The sequence below is a fragment of the Paenibacillus sp. MABNR03 genome (assembly GCF_050455445.1).
GTDB lineage: Bacteria > Bacillota > Bacilli > Paenibacillales > Paenibacillaceae > Paenibacillus > Paenibacillus xylanilyticus.
On the sequence record NZ_JBCIYR010000001.1, the window covers coordinates 1,388,236 to 1,407,827 of the forward strand.

General features: G+C 43.1%; 17 protein-coding genes and 1 pseudogene. 5 read left to right on the top strand and 13 right to left on the bottom strand.

The genetic code is table 11. The features are described from left to right. Window positions 1-7 precede the first annotated feature (7 nt). The gene (locus AAIH57_RS05945) at window positions 8-886 is read right to left on the bottom strand and encodes an ABC transporter permease (protein ID WP_430020914.1); all 879 of its coding nucleotides are present in this window, start codon (window positions 884-886) and stop codon (window positions 8-10) included. Window positions 887-916: 30 nt separating this feature from the next. Beyond that, window positions 917-1,714, bottom strand: coding sequence for an ABC transporter ATP-binding protein (locus tag AAIH57_RS05950; RefSeq protein WP_175398624.1), 798 nt, complete (start codon window positions 1,712-1,714; stop codon window positions 917-919). A gap of 271 nt (window positions 1,715-1,985) precedes the next feature. On the opposite strand from AAIH57_RS05950, the gene AAIH57_RS05955 reads away from it, so the two are divergent. Next, a complete protein-coding gene (locus tag AAIH57_RS05955; RefSeq protein ID WP_430020915.1) occupies window positions 1,986-3,584 on the top strand; it encodes a PucR family transcriptional regulator in 1,599 nt (532 codons plus the stop codon). 695 nt (window positions 3,585-4,279) lie between these two features. Next, window positions 4,280-4,465 (top strand): annotated as a pseudogene (locus AAIH57_RS05960) (hypothetical protein); the annotation flags it as partial. Here AAIH57_RS05960 and AAIH57_RS05965 read toward each other — a convergent pair. From AAIH57_RS05965 to AAIH57_RS05980, 4 genes are all read right to left on the bottom strand, one after another. Continuing rightward, window positions 4,459-4,968 (bottom strand): pilus assembly protein, encoded by a 510-nt coding sequence (locus AAIH57_RS05965; RefSeq protein ID WP_175398626.1) that lies wholly within the window; start codon window positions 4,966-4,968, stop codon window positions 4,459-4,461. The pseudogene AAIH57_RS05960 and the gene AAIH57_RS05965 overlap by 7 nt on opposite strands. A 951-nt stretch (window positions 4,969-5,919) precedes the next feature. After that, window positions 5,920-7,020 carry a phosphotransferase enzyme family protein gene (locus tag AAIH57_RS05970; RefSeq protein WP_430020916.1) on the bottom strand — a complete coding sequence of 367 codons (1,101 nt, stop codon included), beginning with the start codon at window positions 7,018-7,020 and terminating at the stop codon, window positions 5,920-5,922. A gap of 65 nt (window positions 7,021-7,085) precedes the next feature. Beyond that, the gene (locus AAIH57_RS05975; RefSeq protein WP_430021341.1) at window positions 7,086-7,979 is read right to left on the bottom strand and encodes an AraC family transcriptional regulator; all 894 of its coding nucleotides are present in this window, start codon (window positions 7,977-7,979) and stop codon (window positions 7,086-7,088) included. 513 nt (window positions 7,980-8,492) lie between these two features. Next, window positions 8,493-9,374, bottom strand: a complete 882-nt coding sequence (locus AAIH57_RS05980) for a TetR/AcrR family transcriptional regulator (RefSeq protein WP_430020917.1) — start codon at window positions 9,372-9,374, stop codon at window positions 8,493-8,495. Between the two features lie 130 nt (window positions 9,375-9,504). On the opposite strand from AAIH57_RS05980, the gene AAIH57_RS05985 reads away from it, so the two are divergent. Then, entirely contained in the window at window positions 9,505-10,083 is a 579-nt protein-coding gene (locus tag AAIH57_RS05985) for an isochorismatase family protein (protein WP_430020918.1), read from the top strand. 307 nt (window positions 10,084-10,390) lie between these two features. On the opposite strand, the gene AAIH57_RS05990 is transcribed toward AAIH57_RS05985, so the two are convergent. The 6 genes from AAIH57_RS05990 to AAIH57_RS06015 all read right to left on the bottom strand — a co-directional run bounded on the left by AAIH57_RS05990 (window position 10,391) and on the right by AAIH57_RS06015 (window position 14,494). After that, window positions 10,391-10,777 carry a Ger(x)C family spore germination C-terminal domain-containing protein gene (locus AAIH57_RS05990; protein ID WP_430020919.1) on the bottom strand — a complete coding sequence of 129 codons (387 nt, stop codon included), beginning with the start codon at window positions 10,775-10,777 and terminating at the stop codon, window positions 10,391-10,393. After that, window positions 10,774-11,076: a hypothetical protein gene (locus AAIH57_RS05995; RefSeq protein ID WP_430020920.1), complete on the bottom strand. Its 303-nt coding sequence runs from the start codon at window positions 11,074-11,076 to the stop codon at window positions 10,774-10,776. Before AAIH57_RS05995 ends, AAIH57_RS05990 begins: the two co-directional genes overlap by 4 nt. Window positions 11,077-11,263: 187 nt before the next feature. Further along, a complete protein-coding gene (locus tag AAIH57_RS06000) occupies window positions 11,264-11,836 on the bottom strand; it encodes a hypothetical protein (protein WP_430020921.1) in 573 nt (190 codons plus the stop codon). Beyond that, complete coding sequence (locus AAIH57_RS06005; RefSeq protein WP_430020922.1) at window positions 11,833-12,546, bottom strand: ABC transporter permease; 714 nt, start codon at window positions 12,544-12,546, stop codon at window positions 11,833-11,835. Before AAIH57_RS06005 ends, AAIH57_RS06000 begins: the two co-directional genes overlap by 4 nt. Then, window positions 12,543-13,397, bottom strand: a complete 855-nt coding sequence (locus AAIH57_RS06010) for an ABC transporter ATP-binding protein (protein WP_430021342.1) — start codon at window positions 13,395-13,397, stop codon at window positions 12,543-12,545. Before AAIH57_RS06010 ends, AAIH57_RS06005 begins: the two co-directional genes overlap by 4 nt. Before the next feature lie 311 nt (window positions 13,398-13,708). Next, window positions 13,709-14,494 carry a glucose-1-dehydrogenase gene (locus AAIH57_RS06015; RefSeq protein ID WP_430020923.1) on the bottom strand — a complete coding sequence of 262 codons (786 nt, stop codon included), beginning with the start codon at window positions 14,492-14,494 and terminating at the stop codon, window positions 13,709-13,711. A 434-nt stretch (window positions 14,495-14,928) separates the two neighbouring features. On the opposite strand from AAIH57_RS06015, the gene AAIH57_RS06020 reads away from it, so the two are divergent. Both AAIH57_RS06020 and AAIH57_RS06025 read left to right on the top strand, forming a co-directional pair. Continuing rightward, window positions 14,929-16,176 (top strand): cation:proton antiporter, encoded by a 1,248-nt coding sequence (locus tag AAIH57_RS06020; protein WP_430020924.1) that lies wholly within the window; start codon window positions 14,929-14,931, stop codon window positions 16,174-16,176. A 168-nt stretch (window positions 16,177-16,344) separates the two neighbouring features. Continuing rightward, window positions 16,345-17,901 (top strand): glycine betaine uptake BCCT transporter, encoded by a 1,557-nt coding sequence (locus AAIH57_RS06025; RefSeq protein ID WP_430020925.1) that lies wholly within the window; start codon window positions 16,345-16,347, stop codon window positions 17,899-17,901. Between the two features lie 85 nt (window positions 17,902-17,986). Here AAIH57_RS06025 and AAIH57_RS06030 read toward each other — a convergent pair whose 3' ends face one another. Further along, window positions 17,987-19,576: an extracellular solute-binding protein gene (locus tag AAIH57_RS06030; RefSeq protein ID WP_430020926.1), complete on the bottom strand. Its 1,590-nt coding sequence runs from the start codon at window positions 19,574-19,576 to the stop codon at window positions 17,987-17,989. Window positions 19,577-19,592: the final 16 nt, after the last annotated feature.

A 19,592-nucleotide genomic window follows, 5' to 3' on the forward strand; every position in this document is an offset into this window, starting at 1 on the left:
TCTGGTATCATTTCATTGCTGATTCATGCCAGGACTTCAAAAGTTTGTTCGACACCATGTTGATGATCAGGAAAAATGCGATTCCTAGGGCGGATGCAGCTAAACCGCAGGCGAACAGGTAAGGAGTTTGCAGGCGTGTAGCCGCAACGGTAATCCCGTAACCGAGTCCGCCTTGTCCGCCACCAATGCCTGCAATGTATTCACCCACGATCGCTCCGACAACCGAACTGGAGCATGAAATTTTCAGCCCTGCCATAATGTACGGGAGTGCCGCCGGAAATCTAAGCCTCCAAATGGTTTGCAGCTTGCTTGCATTATACAAATAGAATAAATTCTTCATGTTCTGATCCGTTGAGTTCAATCCGATCAGCGTATTCGATAAAATCGGGAAAAAGCTAATTAAGAATGAAATGATCACAATGGCATTTATTCCCGCTCCGAACCAGATTACAATGATTGGCGCTACCGCAACGACCGGAATAGTCTGTAGGATAATAGCGTAAGGATATACGCTTTTTTCCACTGTTTTGGACAGAGCCAGCAGAATGGCCAATGAAATACCGAGCACTACACTGATTGTAAAACCGATCAACGCCTCAACAATGGTTGTGCTTACCGACGTAATCAGATTCGCGCTGTTCTCAGCAGCGGCTGCGGCAATATCGGATGGCTTGGGCAAGATATATGGGGGCATTCCGAGTATCCGCACGATTAATTCCCATCCACCGATAAACAGGACAAACACGACTATTGGCGGCAGAATTTTTTTCAGCAGTCCACTGACTGGGCTCTCTTCTGCGGGATGATGGCTGCGGGCATTGTCCTTCCCAGAAGCTCGGATACCTGGTGTCGTTTCAACGGCTGGATTAGCTACCATCTCTTCCATGTTGCTTCCCTCTCCTCTCATTTCTGGCTATTAATGTTTCAGTACATTGGACACGCTGCGTACATATTCACCGAATTCAGGCTGGGTCCGGAATTCATCATCCCTCGGATAGGCAAACGGAATATCAATGAAATCCGAAATTTTACCGGGACGAGGCGTCATCACCACAACTTTTGTTGATAGGAACACACTTTCAAACACGTTATGCGTAATGAACAGAACCGACATCTTCTTGTCCTGTTCCCAGATATTTAGCAGTTCATTCTGAAGCGTCTGCCTGGTAATTTCATCAAGGGCGCCAAACGGTTCGTCCATTAACAGCAACTTGGGACGGGATATTAACGCTCGTGCAATAGATACTCTCATCTTCATTCCGCCTGACAACTCACGGGGCAGCACCTTCATATAATCCTTCAGGCCTACCAGCTCTAGAACCCGTTCCCCTTCGGTAATTCGCTCCTTTTTGGATACGCCACGCAAAGTCAGAGGCATGGTGACATTATCAATCAGCTTGGCCCACGGTAGCAGGGTATGCTCCTGAAATACAAAGGCAATTTCATTCTGTTTACGTGCTTCCTTTGGGGAAGTGCCCAGCACGGTCAAATGACCGGAGGTCGGTTCCGTCAAACCGGCAATCATATTAAAGATGGTAGATTTCCCGCAACCGGAAGGGCCGACAAAACACAGAAATTCCCCTTCCCCCACATGCAGATTCGCATGCTGCACAGCTACAGTGCCATTGGGGTAGATTTTGCCGACATCATCGATTACAAGCATGGAACGGCTGTCCTTTTGGGCCGCTGCCTGTTGATTTTGGGTGAGCTGCATCTGAATCCCCTCTTCTCTTTGAAGTTGGTCCTATCATAAAGCCAAAAAATATGTGTGTAAATATTCCTGACACAATTTTGGTTTTTTATCTAACGGTATACGCTTTACATTGGTTCAAAAACGGTGAAACTCATATATTGAGTCAACTTATATAACATATACATCACAAAAATGATTGCAGGAATTCGACAAGAGCCTATATAATTGCTTAAAAAGTTACGTCGTGTCCGGTACCTGATTCAGATATGTATCATTAGGAGGATGGATTGACATGCATTTAACTATAGAAGATGCGTTGGCGGTGTACCCGTTATCGGAAGGGAAATTGGCAGCCGGTAAAAAAGGAATTTCTCGAACGATTAGCTCCATCAACTTGATGGATGCCCCGGATGTGATCAACTGGATGAAAGAAGGGGAACTCTTGTTGACTACAGCTTATGCGATTAGGGATTCACCTGAGGAATTTGTTAATTTGCTGCAAAAGCTGAATGAACGTGGGGCCTCCGGGCTGGGCATCAAGCTTGGTCGATACTGGGCGGAAATACCAGAGATAGCCCTGCTGGAAGCCGATCGGCTGGGCTTGCCCCTAATTGAGCTGCCTTTTCAATTCACCTTCTCCGAGCAGATCACCGCTCTCTACCAATCCGAGTTCCAACGCGATACCCGCCGGCTGAATGAATTGCTTGAAACGCAGAAGAAGCTGGTTGATTTTGCGATGCAGGCGGATGAGTACACCAATTATTTTCAAAGTATCACAAGCATTTTAGGGATTCCTTTAGCCATCGTTACCTCTGACGGACAGACCTTGTATAACATGACACGCTGTTCCGAAATGGAGCTGTTGAGCGATTGGCCCTGGAATCAGGACAATCGGTTTTACAAGTCAGCCAATAACCTGCTGTATCGGGTACCCCTGCTGAAAAATGGAAAGTCATACGGTTACTTGCTGATACAAACTGAAAATCTGCTGGAAGCACATGAAATGGAGGGCATTTTTCACCAAGCTGCCGTTATTCTTTCCTATCATCTGGAGGTCATCCAGAATCAGGAGGCTGCTGCGGCAGGCAGTCGTCTTGGCACGGCCATGGAACGTTACTTAAAGGGGAACGCCTCTCTGAAAACGGTGCTCGAATTTGCCGAAGCATTGGGAAGCACATTTTGGAGTACTCCCTACGTATGCATGGTATCTTCCACAAGAGCGGATGCTTGGGACCATGAAAGTCAGAGGCGCAAACTGAGGGAGATTCAGAATAAGCTTCAGGACCATCCCAAAACGTCCCCCTTGGAATCCCATCATTTTTATGTGATGAACCGCATATATTCACTCTTCCCCCTTCTAGATGAAGAGGCCAAGGATCGAAGGAAGTATGAGAATTCGGTACGTTTGTATGCGGATTTGATGCATTCATGGGACCACGGAACAAGGACATGTTTTATCAGTAAAGTGAGAACGGGCATGGAGGAGTTCATCGACGGCTTCCGGGAGTGCGGGGAGGCTGAGCGAATCAGTACAGAGCTTGGTTTAAGCGAACCGATTGTCATGTTTGCTGACCTGGAGTTTATTTATCTCTTCAAGCATATTCCACAGGAGGTTATGTTCAGGTATTGCTCTTATTTATTCCGTCCACTGCTGGACAAAGAAGAGGAGTACACCAGCGAGATGATGCACACGCTTGAAGCCTATTTCGCCAACAATGGCCAAGTGAATGAGACCGCACGTGAGCTATTCATCCATCGAAACACGGTGCTGTACAGGCTGGAGAAAATTTCGGGGCTGCTGAATCTGGATTTGAAGAATACCGATCATCTGCTGCTCTTAAAGATGGGACTTATGTTTAGGCATTTGATGTCACCTGAGAGACCAATTTGAGAAAGGACTAGGGGTCCTAGAAAGCCTCGATTCCTAGTTGCCCGTTAGTTTAACAAAAGCAGCTGATCACGTTGGTCAGCTGCTTTGTTGGTTTTGTTGAGCTATCGTTTCCCGTTAGCTTGATACTATGTATTATTAAAATCAAATGTTATTGTATACTCCTCTTCAATAAAGTCAGTCTCACCGTTTACCAAAAGAGATGAAAATTTTTCAAACAGTTGTCTGATCTCGGTATTTTCAATTTGCATTCAGCGTTTCAGTCACTAAAAAGAGATACAACACTTCTTCTCAGATCTTCATCTAATCGAAAAGCGAAAACTGTCCTGCATAATGCTGCTTCTTGAGGTTTTCATTACATCGCTTTTCATTTAGATAGTCAACTAATCGGTAATAGGAACATGTTTGTGTCCTTACGGTAATCGGTACAAGTTCTTGTCCGTGGCTTGGGACACGAACTTGTACCGATAAAACAAAATAGCCGCTAAGATAGCGACTATAATGGGACCATGTTCGTGTCCCTCGACAGGTAGGCAACTTTATGGTGATATTCGCCATTTCTATATAGTTCTGTATCAATTCGTTCTATTTTTTTTAGCTCACTTATCCCTTGATCCCATATCCCTATAATATCATCATTTATACTTACTTTAATTTTTCCATTATTCTACCCAATTTTATCAGAAAGCTTAATTGTTGGTACCCGAAATTCTTTAGTTGTGCTTCCCCTTGCTCTCTACTTACCTAATGAATGGAGTTCAATAGTTGCTACTATTATCTTAACGCGAACTATTGTTGAACTCGTCGGAGAGCTGGTCTATAGGCAAGCTCCTGGACTCATTTCAAAAGAGATTGTTGTGTTAACCTGCCCGTTAGTTCAATAAGATAGATGAACAAATTCCGGTTCTGAACCAGCAGATCCCCATACGTCTCCATCTACACTATAACCACCACCACTCCATTGGAGTACATAGCCTCCATTAAGCATGCCTTGTTCGAAACCTTCATTAAAATTTATCCAATCAAGAGATTCCTCGGCAGCAATTGTTCTAGCGAAATACAGTTTACTAGTATCTAAGTGCGTTAAACTAACATTGACTTCATGGCTACTATTGTTCTTCATTAGAAGTCTTATATGTACAAATCCAGGATCTACTGAAAAAGGTTGCTGTACAGTTGCGCCTCCAGAAGCAATGTAGTGCGAGGGTTTATTCTCTTCTTCGCTTAAAGAATTAGCAAGGGTTGTACTTGCCGACTTGCTTAATAGTTCACCAAACTTTGGATTAGACGTATTCTCTTGAGCTGGACTTGTTGAATCACAGGCAGTTACGATCGCTATCATTAAAGTTAAAGATAAAACGGCAAAAATAAGACCTTTTTTATTCACAGCTTAATCCCTCGTATCCCTTAATTAGTTATTGTAAAACCTATAAAATGTTTCTCGTTATTCATAACGCCTAATAATCAATAAAAGTTACATCTTTATTTACAAAATAGCACTCAGTTAACCTGCCCATTAGTTGAATAAAAGCAACCCATGGATAAGCAGCTTTTTTGGTTTTATTGAGCTATCGTTTCTAGGTTAGTTGAATGACACAAACGCTTTTTAGATCCAATTGTAATCGATCCATAAATTGATTTTAGCGTTAATTTCAACACCAGTAAATGGGATCTAGATCATTAATCGATCAAGCATTTTAACGTTAATTACTGTACTAAACTACTCTTGGTAAGATAAACGTCCTCAAACCAAACTCATAATTGTTTATCGGATGCCGTTAGATAGTGCTTTACCTTAGGTAGAAGTACATCCTTAAAGTCTGTTTTCTATTCGTAAACAACTAAAACTGGCGAATCATCATCTTCTATCATATAGAAGAGATAATTAAACTGGGACAGATTTGCGTCTTTAGAAAGAATAATGCATCTAAAGAAACTTTCCATATTCATCGCACGTCTTTGTTTTCGTTTGAAACCAAATGATCTCCCCAACGAAGCCTATGTTTTCTCCAGGGAAAATCCACTCATCACTCATAACTATTTGATTGGATAGGACAAATTCTTTATTTTCTTCTGATTCATAAGGCATGTTACCTCAATATATGCGAACAAAATTTCCTCGTGTTTATTACAACAATCAAAGATCGCAGCGGCAGTTCTAATTGTGATACGCGTCAACTTAATGACAATACTGGCGAAAAATAAGAAGGAGCTTGTCGCGGCGTGACAGCTCCTAGGGTCCAATTAATTAACTTAAACAATAAACAATATTCCCGAACCGTTCGGTGGCATTGAGATCTTGGTTGTAGGTCGGAAGGATAAAACTGTAGAAAAAAGACTAAATATTTCGTTTCTCATACTCAAACGGGTCTTCACTGGAGTAAATCTCATGAAAAAAACCTATATACGGGATATCTTCTTCCAAACATTTTATGAGATATGACAGTTCCTCGTAACATTCAGACTCTTTCCAATTGTTGCCCATATCCTCGAATCTGCCTAAGATATTTTCCATAAGGTTCACTTGGATAAATAAAGGCAACTTTTCCAGCATAGACTCTTCGAGATTGGTCTCGGATCTGTACCCTTCAAGGACTTTTTCAAAATAATCATCCATAAATTCCTTGCGTTTACTAGAGTCAGGTTCAAATTGTATCCAGCCGACTCCGTTTCCCCAGATGCTGGCCAAGTCGAACATATACCAACCGAAACATGAATTATCGAAATCATATACACTTATTTGTCCGGTATTAAAATCTATTGAATAATTCCCATCGTTGTAATCAAAATGGAGCATACCAAAAGTCTCCTGGTCCCTATCCAATCCTTGTAAGGTATCAAGGAGTCCTACCATTTTCTCTTTAAGCAAAGACAAGGAATTCGGTATCAGTTTATCGATATATTCGGTATTATATTTGTCAAAAAAGCTATACCGGTGATGGACAGGCGTATACCCCTTCGATATTTGGTGCAGTCTCCCCAGGGTTTTGCCGCAATTATAATAATATTCGGTAATTGGCACTCCTTCTCTGTATCGATAATTATTTTCTACAAGTAATTTCCCCTTAGCCTTTTCAAACAGGCAGACAAAAAAGATGTGGTTATTGTAGGTGATCTCCTCCAGCAGATTCCCCTTTCGGGAGCTTATTACATTCGAGACACTGCCTCCGTGCTCAAATAGATACCTAACAAATTCCACTTCGCCTAGGAAGTCTTCTCGGCTCCTGTCTGGTAAGAAAGCGATTCTGAGTATTTTAGCACTCTCGCCCTCTTTTTCACATGTGTAAACGACATTCCGCCCGCCATCATGTGCCGGAATCCGCTGGATTTCATAGCCTTCTAATCCGAACGTCTCTGATACAACTGCAAGTAAATAGGCATCTCCAATTGCAACGACTTCGTTATAATGTATAACTATCTCTCCTCTTCTTACAAACATCTATTTGTGATTAATGTACTAAAAAAGCGTACCATCGTATCGGCACGCGCAATGGACTTTTTTGATCATTTTAAGAAACGGTTCACTCTGATGGGCGCAAACCATTCCATTTGACAATACTCCCCATCATATGCATCCAAATCCACTTTTTCAAAGAAGAATTCGCCATCCAGAAGGTTGAATTTCCCATTGTGCTCTTTGGCAAGCCTATCAATGGCAGCATACAGCGCCTCTGCGCGTAGTTGGTTGATCTCCTCGTAATGATGATTTCCAACATAGCGAAAACTGACACACAGTGACGCAGGGACTGTATCTCCTACAAAGCCGTCAGGAATGTTATTCAGATCCGTTACACGCATAGATGGTAGATAGTACGTCCAACTAAGCGATGGATCAGGTGTCCTCGTTAGACCGTAATAGATATTGGGTTCTATCGGATTAGGCACTTCATGCCGCTTGCCCCACCAAAACTGTTTGGCCGCTTCGGGCGCTTCGGTCGGCGATTCAGCAATCTCAATTTGATACATTCGCCCCATGACATGAAAGGACGGGATCATAACCATTTCCGGTCCATATATTAAATTTCCGCAAACATCGTTCTTTGGAAATAGATGAATTGGGGCTGTTACGTGAATATTTTTGCCAGATTCCCTACATTCACCAGGCGTTATTCCATATTCGCGTTTAAATGCACGTATGTAGGTTTGCTCATGTTCATAACCGCAGTCGATGGCAATATCTAGAACCCGTTTCTCAGTCTGCATCAAATCTTCTAAGCTGAAGGCTAGCTTTCGAGAGCGGATATAGCTTTGTAGCGGTACGCCAAAAGCGAACTTGAAAAGTCGACGTAAGTGAACAATGGAAATCGGGAGATCGTTTAGATAATCTGTCTCGCTCGTACCAGAAACACTTTCTTCTATTCGAGACAGGAGCTCAGAAAGAATGTTGTATGGTTGTATAGCCTATGTCACTCTCCTAGTATATTTTTGTTCCTTAAAATTCATAACGGAACATATTCGCTAATAGTGAAATCATACCACAGATGGGAATCATCTTTATTTTTTGAATAAAAGAAAAAGTCTGAGTCAATTGGAAGGCTAGAATTACTTATAATTTGATCTTTTTGGCTGCTGGCCCTCTTACACTAAAATTCCCCCTCCCTACTACGACTCTGAGTGATTAAAATTAAACTAACCTGCCCGTTAGTTGAACAAAAGCAGCCGATCACTTTGATCAGCTGCTTTCTTTGTATTATTGAGCTATCGTTTCCCGTTAGCTTAATGATTACAGGGTGAATATCATACGGATATAATTTATCGCTAAAGTAAAGAAACCGTTTAAATACAAGAATATATCTTGTCACTGACAATAAATTCAAGAGGTTACAGTTAGTTCTGAAATAAATTCTAGTTATCATCATTGGAACAATCGTCACGCAAACATTTTCTCTTACCTAAACCAATATTTCTAACCTATGAAAGGACGGTTTGCTTTAACTGAATAACTGAACTTCTTAGTTCTTTTTCTTGTTCCAGGTAAGCACACAACGCTTGAATAACCGACCTCTTTGGCTCGGTCTGTGCAATCTCGCTATTCAACAATTGAACAATCTCTTGCAATTCCTTACGCCGTTCTGCCCCACCCTTCCATGCCTCAATGATAGCAATCACTCTGCCGAGCAGCTCTTCGGTAATCCGTTCTTTTTCACTATTCCAGTCGTTTGAGCCTGAATGAATAAATGTATCATATGCGCTTTTCCCAAGCAGTCCGTTCGAACCTGACTTGGACATGTGGTTGACTAACGCATCCATTTTATCAACGATAAACCAAGCCGTATCCTCAACGGACAATAGATTCTCTTCGGAGATGACGCGCTGCAGATAATCTTTAAGAATTGCCCGGTAAATAAAGATCAAATCCCAGAGAAACGGTTTAATTCTATGACCATAGACTTCCACAAGCCATGATCTGTGCCACTCCATCATTCGCTCGCGAACGTGGTTCCTTAATTTGCGGAATGTTTCGTATTGCGTAATCGGTAGATCAATGAAATCCACCATAATATGACGATATTCCATGAAATACTGAAAACGAAATACGATCTGATCCACAAGTCGCTCCTGAGGGCTTCCCGTTCCGATATCTTTTAAACGTTCAGCCTGATCAAAGTAAGCCAATTGGCATTGGTCGAAAACCTCACACAACAAATCCTCTTTAGATGGGAAATATTTGTACACGGAGCCCTTTGCTATGGAACAGTCCTGGGCAATTTCCTGAATGGATGTGGCCAGATAACCTTTTTCTTTAAACATCTTAGAAGCCGAATAAATGATATCTTGCTTCGTTACGCTCATGCTCATGCATCCCCTCTTGACAACGTTAAACCCATAGTACAAAATTATGAACATGCAGTCAAATAACTGGAGTTCAAAAATTTGAACTAACAGTCAAGAATGAATAAACTGAAACTGGAGTGTGATTAACATGAAAGAGCATTTATATCAATTTTCTAAAACGGCCTTAATCGTAATCGACTTACAGAAATGGATCGGAAACCAATACGCCCCTCATACGGCAGAACAAGTTGTCGAACGTGCCTCTGCCATGGTTCAATCTTTCCGTGAGGCAGGTGCCTTCGTTGGACTCGTACGCGTTTCTTCGAAAGATTTCAAAGACATGCCTCGTCCCCTGCTGGATCAAGAACCTCCAGCGATCAATCTGGTGCCTGGTTGGGATGAAATTGTGCCTGAAATTGGAGTCACTGCTAACGACCATCTAATTACTAAGCGTCAGTGGGGTGCATTTTACGGGACGGATCTGGATCAGCAGTTGCGCAGGAGAGGCATTACAACGATTGTACTCTGCGGAATTGCCTCAGGGATCGGGGTTGATACCACGGCTCGAGAAGCATTTGCTCATGGGTACCAGGTAATTTTCGCGATCGACGCCATGACCGGATTCAGTGAGGCAGAACATGAGCACGTAAGCAAAGTCATCTTTCCACGTATCGGCCGAATCCGCACGACCGACGAGATTCTCGCTTGTGCAGCACTTCAATCATAGATCCACATCAAAGGACTTAATCGATGAGAGGTGCGTTAACAACCACGCCTCTGAAATAATACAATGTTATTTTTCTACGACACTGGCCTCTTCAAGTTAAAGCAAGGGCACGCAACAAGGTGCCTTTGTTTTACTTTTCTAATCTGTTGGCTCTTAGATCACTACCTAACTTTAGTTGGTGCACTAGTGCATGTAATTCTACTTCAACTCTATTTTAAAGTGTTGAGTAATTTGGTATGAACACTTTTTTTAGCAGACTAATCCCTTACAGGATGAGATGTATCCTACTCATTTGTGCCAACCACATTTATTTAATCCCTTGGTATTGGACTTTTTGAATGATCTGCATATTTTTACATTCAAAACAGGGACTTGATATAACATCATAATCAGTTTTATCCCAAGCCGGTTTAACCTTTTTCCATACTTTGTGGTGCTTAATGCGAAGCCGTTCTCCAAATCCTCCAACGTCTACCTTATATACATGCTGCATTTTGTATAAGAGCTGCTGAATCTGTTGTTCAGCCTGGTCGCTAAACTCTTTTTCCAAAGTATTTTCCGTACCTTTTTCCTCCGGTGAAGTCCAGTCTTCCATAAACCAGCCATCCGACTCCACCTGAACATGAAATGATATGACCTCTCCTTTAATCCTAGGGATGATTTTACTTTTGGTGTGTTTGATCTCATACGTCACGGTACTCCCCGATTTTTCCGATACGTTTTAATTACACCTCTATGTGCCCTGCCTTGAATCCAGGATAGCCCCTCCATATGGATTTGAGTCAAACTACCGATCCACCGATTGATCTTCCTACTGTAGACACCTGCCCCTGAGAATTTATGCTCACACTTTTTTTCAAACGGAGATTCATTCTCCAGGTCAATTCCAAGTCCAACATATACACTAAGGTCCACGATCTCCTTGCTGCTCCAGTACCCCGCACTAACTAGCAGCAAAAGTAATCTGGGCAGCAAGTGGCGATTCGACTTCATATGTACTTCCCTCCCTTTTTCGTGGAATATATCTAGTCTGCTCTTTTAACAAATACCCGGATCATCATCATCAGTATAGTAATATGAAAAATAAATCCTACACTAAAATAAGTCAATGCAGTGAGTGATTCACCCGATATTCCTGTTATAAAAACCATTGCAGGCCAGTAGGTTGGAATCCACATGCCTACCCATTGCCATGGATCTGGCACAAAAAAATAACAATAGGACCAGCGATAAATAAAAGCGCACCTATCTTGTATAAAGCTAATCCCTCTACTTTGTTAGCAGAGAAAGCCGCCACCAGTAGTGCAAACCAGGGCGCTTCTATGGCCAATAACATTAGCATAAGCAAAATCTCCGCACGGAACTCGATTAGTCCTGAGCATATTATAAACATCACGGTTAGCACGGCACTTAAGATTGAAGGCAAAGTTAATCTGTAAGACAGATAACCTCTTTTCATGAGCGGGGTTACTGCAAAATAGGAGATGAGGTTTTCATCTCGTTCATCCAACATTAATAATCCAGTCATCATACCTAATAGCATGGGGATCGTTACAATCAGGAGAACTGCAGTAAAGTCTCTGAACTCGGTTAAATCGAAAGAGTAACTTACCTGCAGCCATTGAGCTGCCACCGGAAATCCAAACCGAGTGAGTAAGATCAAGATCACCGGGCCCAAAAAGCCAACCAGTAATACCGGATCCGTTCCTGCGGAACGAATATCGTTCATTAAAAGTACTTGGTACCGATTCACTTTCCAGCTCCCCTTTCCCCAATTATTCCTAAAACATACTTCTTATAAGAAAGTTTAGCCCAGCTATAGATCGCATAATTCCAAATGATCAAAATAAAAAAGGCGTAAAGAATCTCTTCAGTTGACAAGGGAGAGAATGCTGATTTTAAAAGAAGTAATGTACCCTCCGTTGGAAGAATCTGAAATAGTCTAGTATTCCATACATCAAAAAAAGCAAGCAAAGGAAGTAATAATGGCAACGCATAGACTTGAGACATCAGGATAAAACCGTTAATCGTCTGGTACCGAACGACAACCCCGATCGATAATAACGTCATAAGACTCGAAGTTAACACCACACCCGCTGAAAACAAAAAAGGGGATTCCGGAACTCCAATTGATGTTGTATGAATCACCCACGCCGCGATCAGAGATAACACAGATAACGAAGCTACTTTGGCGAATAAATAATCACGAATACGAATAGGGGTAACAAAAAGGGGATCGTGAACGCCCTGATCTCGCTCTAGAAGCACGATTCCTCCAGCTAATATCAATCCAAGTGCACTCGGATCGCTAAAAGTTAACAGAATGACGGTCTTTTCCGAGTACTTATCAGGGACAAAATTCAGCAATGTCCAATAACAGGCACACACAAAGGCATACACAATATAAAATCCATGGCGCCACTGGAATCTGATATCAAAGGCAAAGGCAGAAATGAATCTCATGCGAGCTCTCTCCCTGTAACTTCAATGAATATTTGCTCCAGTGAAGCCTCCTGGGAATGAATCGTCTCAATTGAATAATTTCGTATAAGACTTAAAAATAATTCATTATCCCCTAATCCCTGCTGGGGAAAAGCTGCGCTAATTAATTCCCCTTCTTGACGATATTCAACCCTGACTCTTTTTTGACCCTTACGAAGTTTTAGTTCCCGAGGGGAATCGATCAGTTTGATTTGTCCATCCACGATAAAAGCTACACGATCGCATATCTCCTCTGCGGCTTGCATGTTGTGTGTTGTTATTAGAACCGTTTTACCTTCTTCTTTTTTCTCCAGAATGAGATCCTTCATTTGTTTGGCATTAACCGGATCCAAACCTGAGGTCGGTTCATCCAGGAAGAGAATATCAGGATCATTCAAAAGTGCACGGCAAAAATTCAAACGCATTTTCATCCCTTTTGAAAGTTGAGACACCCTCAAATTAGCTGCTTGATCCAAACCCACTTGATCCAATAACCCTTTCGGGTCCTCTGTTCGCCCAGCATAAAGTGACCGGAATAATTTTAAGTTCTCCAACACAGAAAACTTGGAGTAAAAGTTTGGAAATTCAAAGGCGACTCCAATTCGTTCATAGTAGTCTGGTCCGATATCCTTGATCTCTTTATCCATTACCTTAACATTGCCTTGATACCCCTTAAGAACACCTATCAGTATTTTTTGCGTTGTACTTTTGCCAGCTCCTGATGGACCAAGAAAACCAAAAATCTCTCCCTTTGGAATATGGAAATCCATACGATGAATCGCAGGCTCTGTCTGTCCCGGATACGTAAATTTAAGGTTCCGTACATCAATCACACCCAATCCTCCTCCCCGTCTTTCAACACTGGTTCAATGTGCTTCGCAACACTCCAAAGGCCGATAGATCCACAACTAGAATATGAAGATGTTCATTTGATCAGTCCTTCATATAAACTCATCATCTCCTCTTGAATTAACGTCAGTATTAAGGCAAAAAAAGACAAAAGGAGCCCGCTGTGTGCAGGCTCCTCCATTTACAACCATTTTCAATTCATCCATTTAAGTATTCATGTAAATTTAACACGTTTAGATAATTTTGGCAACGAGCATTTTAGATGGCTTAGTGAATCATGTATTCCTACTGTCTATTACCCACGTCCGCCTTGAAATGAAGGATACTTTGTCATCCCTCCATCTGCGAATAGTGTAATCCCCGTGACATAGCTGGATTCCGAAGACGAGAGCCAAACGGCCGCCGCCGCAATTTCTTCAGGCTTACCGATGTATCCGAGCGGAACCAAATCCTCAACCGATGCTCGCAGCACGGGATTGGCAAATTTGACTGCGTTAATGGGGGTGTTGATCGCACCTGGAGCGATGCTATTTACACGGATTCCCTTTGGAGCAAACTCCAGAGCCAGCGTCTCGGTCATCATCTTGACCCCACCCTTGCTCGCAGCGTAATGAAGAAAATGCGGCCACGGGATCACTTCATGCACACTGGAAATATTAATGATGCGGCCTTTGATATGATGCTCAAGCATATATTCCACGGCCTCTCTGCAACCGAGAAATGCTCCGGTTAGATTTACATCAATGACCCGCTTCCAGTCTGCCAAACTCAGCTTTTCTGACGGAACCTCATTCTCTATCCCAGCATTGTTGATCATAATATCCAGGGAGCCAAAGTGCTCATGCGCCGCCTGAACGAGCTTCTTTACGTCCTCTTCTTTGGAGACATCACCCTGTACCCCAATGGCCTGTCCACCTTGTAATTTGATTTCTTCAATGATGGGCTGTACATTCTGGTTGTTACTGTAGTAATTAATCACAACGTTTGCTTTTTCCTGACCAAAACGTCGTGCCATCGCCTCTCCCAGGCCGGTGGCAGCACCAGTAATGACAACTGTCTGTCCTTGAAGATCCTGATACATCCCTGCTAACCTCCTGTATCCATTGACTGATCTGTTCTAAGTTACATTAACCAATCCTTTCTGCCATGAACATGATCTGATCCACTGATCCAATCAGCGGGAGCAAAAGGGAAGTTTTCCATTAGTTCTTATTAATATGTTTATTATTCGGAGCGAGTATGCACATGCAGCAGGATGTTGAATGGTGTTCTTCAAGCTTGTATTGTTTTTGAATTGGTTTCGTGCGTTCGTTTACGGGCGTTTAACACCGTTCTTCATCGACAGTAGATTTGCTGAGCATATCGATACATATTCCGGTTAATAATGGACGTATGAATAAATTCATTTTTATACACACGGGTCGACTTACTATAATCGAATGGCTCTCGATTTGGAGTTGAGCGGGCTTTCGGAACGATGATTGGTGAAGTTATCATTTGATGGAGGGTTGCCTTATGCATCATTTTAATGAGATTTTTGTTCAATTGTTAATTTTACTCGCCATATCGATAGGGGTTATCGCCATAGCCAAAAAAGTTAATCAGCCTTATTCGATTGCTCTCGTTCTGGTCGGTTTGCTCCTGGGATTAATCCATGTGCCAGTATTGGAAGAAGCCGCAACGTTCATAACACAATCGAATGTATTTCAGGCGATCATCATCTCCTTGTTCCTACCTATCCTTCTTGGAGACGCAACCTTAAAGCTTCCGTTCTCGCATCTTCGTAAACAAAGCAAGCCGGTGCTCGCTTTGGCGTTCGGTGGGACGTTGCTGTCATTCCTTCTCATCGCTTTGGCGATGTACGGATTGATGGGATTACCGTTAGTTGTTGCATTTACTTTTGCCGCACTTATGAGCGCCACAGATCCGATCAGTGTCATATCCATCTTCAAATCCCTTGGCGTTCCCAAGAACATCGTAACCATCATTGAAGGGGAGTCTTTGTTTAATGATGGGATTGCCGTTGTCTTGTTTAAAATCTCTTCCGTATATTTACTCACCTATATTGAAATGGGGTGGATAGGGATCGGAAGCGGTGTATTGCTCTTCCTAAAGTTTAGTTTGGGCGGAATTGCAGTTGGGGCGGTTCTGGGATTCCTCTTCTCGCAATTAATTCGCTTTTATGACGACTACCCACTCGAAATCGCTTTCTCCATGCTCCTGTTTTTCGGAAGTTATTTTATCGCTGAACATTTTCACGTCTCGGGTGTCATTGCCGTAGTCGTTGGGGGTATAATTTTCGGCAGCTACGGTGCACATATTGGCATGTCTGATACGACAAAGATGAACATCAATTCGTTTTGGGACGTTATTACTTTAGTTGCAAACTCTTTGATTTTCCTGATGATCGGTCTTGAAATCAAGCACATCTATTTCACTGACAAATGGGCTCTTATTGGTGCCTCGGTTCTTATTGTTCTGATCGGAAGATCATTTGCCGTTTACATCAGTATGATTTTCCTGAAATCCTTTCCTTCTTCCTGGAAAGTGATTTTGAATTGGGGCGGACTAAAGGGCAGTTTGTCCATCGCTCTGGCATTAAGCTTGCCCACGACCTTTGAAGGCCGTGACGATATACTTGTACTCACCTTCAGTGTCGTACTCTTCTCTCTTCTCGTACAAGGACTCACGATCAAACCGCTACTTAAGAAATTGGGGATCGGCAAACAACTTCTCCATTCAAAATCTCAGATTAACAAGTGATTATAGGCAATATATATTATTCTGGCAAGATCAAATCAAACCGACGGGTGTTTCATTACACGTCGGTTTGTTTTATTTTATCAACAGCTGGCTTTTCGAAATATTACAAGCTGGACTAGCACATACTAAGAAACAGTTGGCTGAAGCTTACATAACGGAGGTCTCTTCATGGTATTTACAATCACAATTATCATCGTTGCACTGTTTGCAATATGGGGAGCCGTCGCTCCTGATCAGCTGGCTGATGTGGCTAACGTTGCCTACAACTTCTCCATTCAGAATTTTGGCTGGTTTTATTTGCTAGCGACACTGTTCTTCCTGATCTTCGCTTTTTATCTGGCGTTCAGCCGATTTGGCGGTATCAGGCTGGGAGATGACGATGATGAACCGGAATATTCTACGATCTCCTGGCTGTCCATGCTGTTTAGCGCTGGTATGGGCATTGGACTGGTTTTCTGGGGAGTGGCTGAACCGCTGTCCCACTATTTATCTGCACCGGAGGGGGCGGTACCCGAAACAACGCAAGCAGCAAGACTTGCAATGCGTTATTCTTTTTTCCACTGGGGGCTGCATCCTTGGGCTATCTATACCGTCATCGGTTTATCGCTTGCTTACTTCCAGTTCCGGAAAGGCTACAAAGGGCTGATCAGTTCCACCTTTATTCCGCTAATAGGTGAGCGTCTTGCGGCAGGCTGGCTTGGCAAGGTCATTGATATTCTCGCGGTCCTTGCCACCATCTTCGGTGTTGCGACCTCGCTTGGACTGGGTGCACTTCAGATCGGTGGGGGTCTGAATTACTTATTCGGTATTCCCAACTCGACGATGTCCCAGATTGTCATTATCTCAATTGTAACCGTACTGTTTTTAATCTCGGCAACCACCGGTCTGGATAAAGGTATTAAAATTCTGAGCAACACCAACCTCATAATAGCTGTGCTATTGATGGTGTTTGTATTGGTGACTGGACCGACTTCTTTTATATTTGAGACATTTACGACAACCTTGGGCAGTTACATGCAGAATATTATTAACATGAGTTTGAGACTGACGCCGTTCTCAAGAGAAACCTGGATTGGAGCATGGACGTTATTTTACTGGGCATGGTGGATCGCGTGGGCTCCCTTTGTCGGCACTTTTATCGCAAGGGTATCCAGAGGAAGAACCATAAAGGAATTTGTAATTTACGTCATGGTTATTCCAAGCCTGTTCGGATTTATCTGGTTCTCAGTCTTCGGTGGAACAGGACTTCACCTGGAATTGTTCAATGCCGCCCATCTGGCGGAAGCCGTCAAAGAAGATACGACAACCGCTTTATTCCTTACGCTGGAGCAACTTCCTTTGGGCACGATCATAGCATTCATCGCTACACTCCTGATCATGACCTTCTTTATTACGTCGGCTGATTCTGCTACCTTTGTGCTGGGCATGCTGTCTTCAGATGGCAAGCTGGACCCGAGTACAAGAGTGAAATTAACCTGGGGAATCATGCAGTCCGCCATCGCGGTAGTACTGCTGATAAGTGGGGGGTTGAATGGCCTTCAGACGGCCTCCATTGTGGCCGCACTACCGTTCGCTGTTGTCCTTATCGGTATGTGTGTCTCACTACTCAAGGCTCTGCAGGCTGAGGACAGAGAGCGCCGCCAGAAAGAAAAATGGCAGCGCCAAAAGCTGAAACGATTGCTGGAGGAACATGAAAACTCGCAAAATGGAATTCCCGGCAGGTAAACGCTCTACCCGTTAGCTTCATTCCTTTCATGAATAACACTAGCCGGAAGCAGTAATTGTTTCTGGCTAGTGTTGTATTTGACTTTTATCTTTGCTGGTAGCGGTCATACGCTACTTGATAAATTTCGATCGCTTTTTCAATATTCATTTTCTGTAGAGTATCTCTGTATGTGTCGAAGTTCTCCAGCGGTTCGTTACCCATAACGAACTTCAAAAGCATTTCCTTCATGTAAGTATCCACTTCACTCATAATCCTGCTGATTTCCTGACTTTCACTTCCACTGAACAAGAGCGGTGGCAGCAACAGTGTGCGATCCGCATTGAACCATCGTTCATTGGCTTCCCTGGCTTCGGGATGCTCCAACTCAAACGAAGCCCAGGCATCATAACTCATCACCTTTACCATCCCCGACGTCGGATAGGCATAACGCGAAACCGCCACTCGCGCTTCATAATTCGGGTCGTTCCATATGGCATCCGTGAATTTCTTCTTGCCATTCTCAATAACATAGCTTTCCCCTTCCAGACCCCAGTTCTGTAGGTCGCTTCCTTCCTCACTAATCATGAAATCAAGCAACTTCATTACCTTCTCTGGATCTTTGGCCTGTGAGCTGACAACAGCTCCCTCGAGAGGTACATATTGAGCCAGTTGTTCTGCAGCACTGAACGATTGACCTGCAGGCCCTACCGGAGGCGACACGCCTACCAGTTTAAAATCGGGAATGGCCGCCTGCATTTGGTTTTTGTACGTATTTATGCCGGAAATGGTACCACCGTAAGCGCCTACAATATTATTTGAAAACTTCGCTTCAAAGCCCTTTTTATCCGTAGCCGCGAACTCGCTATCAATCAGCCCTTCTTTGTACCATTTGTTCATCATTTCAAGATAATCTTTGAATGCTGATTCATAGGGACCGTAGGTGATTTTACCAGTCTGCGGATTCATCTGGAAGGTGACGAGTAAACCATATGCGGTGCTGAATGATGTAATGCTGCCCATTCGGTTTTGATCGCCGAGCGGAATTTCGTCATTCTTATCGCCGTTTCCGTTCATATCATTTTCTTTAAAAGCTTTTAGTGCTGTATACCATTCATCAATGGTCTTTGGCATCGGAAGCCCCACCTGATCCAGCCAATCCTGACGGATCATTGTTCCCGCCCATGCGTTGCGTCTAAGATCGAGATTGACCTGTGGGAATTTAGCAATTGTACCGTCATCCAGCATGACCTGCTTTTTGATTTCAGGATTCTCATCCAGCAGTTTCTTGTAGTTTGGCGCATATTGATCAATTAAATCGTTCAACGGTATGGCTACACCGTCTTCAATAAGCTTGGCTACGCCCCCAGGGTAGTTGCTCGGTACATAAATAATGTCGGGATAGGTACCTGAGGCCAGCATAATATTAAATTGGGAGAGATTGCTCGTGTCATTTTCCTGAAAATTAATCGTTATCCCGGTTCGCTTCTGAATCTCTTTATAGGCTTCCACGTCCCCGTAGCCCTTAAGTTCAGGGATTTTGCTGCTGAATTTACCGTTCCAGAGAAAGCTGACCGCTTGGTTGTTTTCGTCAGCTGCACCTGCCTGATCACCCGATTTGTCATCACCGCAACCTGCTATTAACGATGCGGCCATCAGGATGCTTAAGGACATTTTTCCAACCTTTATAACCTTCATACTCATCCCCCATTAT

Coding starts and splice junctions, on each gene's coding strand:
- AAIH57_RS05945 (WP_430020914.1), bottom strand. CDS start 886: ATGGAAGAGATGGTAGCTAATCCAGCCGTTGAAACGACACCAGGTATC.
- AAIH57_RS05950 (WP_175398624.1), bottom strand. CDS start 1,714: ATGCAGCTCACCCAAAATCAACAGGCAGCGGCCCAAAAGGACAGCCGT.
- AAIH57_RS05955 (WP_430020915.1), top strand. CDS start 1,986: ATGCATTTAACTATAGAAGATGCGTTGGCGGTGTACCCGTTATCGGAA.
- AAIH57_RS05970 (WP_430020916.1), bottom strand. CDS start 7,020: ATGTTTGTAAGAAGAGGAGAGATAGTTATACATTATAACGAAGTCGTT.
- AAIH57_RS05980 (WP_430020917.1), bottom strand. CDS start 9,374: ATGAGCGTAACGAAGCAAGATATCATTTATTCGGCTTCTAAGATGTTT.
- AAIH57_RS05985 (WP_430020918.1), top strand. CDS start 9,505: ATGAAAGAGCATTTATATCAATTTTCTAAAACGGCCTTAATCGTAATC.
- AAIH57_RS05995 (WP_430020920.1), bottom strand. CDS start 11,076: ATGAAGTCGAATCGCCACTTGCTGCCCAGATTACTTTTGCTGCTAGTT.
- AAIH57_RS06005 (WP_430020922.1), bottom strand. CDS start 12,546: ATGAGATTCATTTCTGCCTTTGCCTTTGATATCAGATTCCAGTGGCGC.
- AAIH57_RS06015 (WP_430020923.1), bottom strand. CDS start 14,494: ATGTATCAGGATCTTCAAGGACAGACAGTTGTCATTACTGGTGCTGCC.
- AAIH57_RS06020 (WP_430020924.1), top strand. CDS start 14,929: ATGCATCATTTTAATGAGATTTTTGTTCAATTGTTAATTTTACTCGCC.
- AAIH57_RS06025 (WP_430020925.1), top strand. CDS start 16,345: ATGGTATTTACAATCACAATTATCATCGTTGCACTGTTTGCAATATGG.
- AAIH57_RS06030 (WP_430020926.1), bottom strand. CDS start 19,576: ATGAAGGTTATAAAGGTTGGAAAAATGTCCTTAAGCATCCTGATGGCC.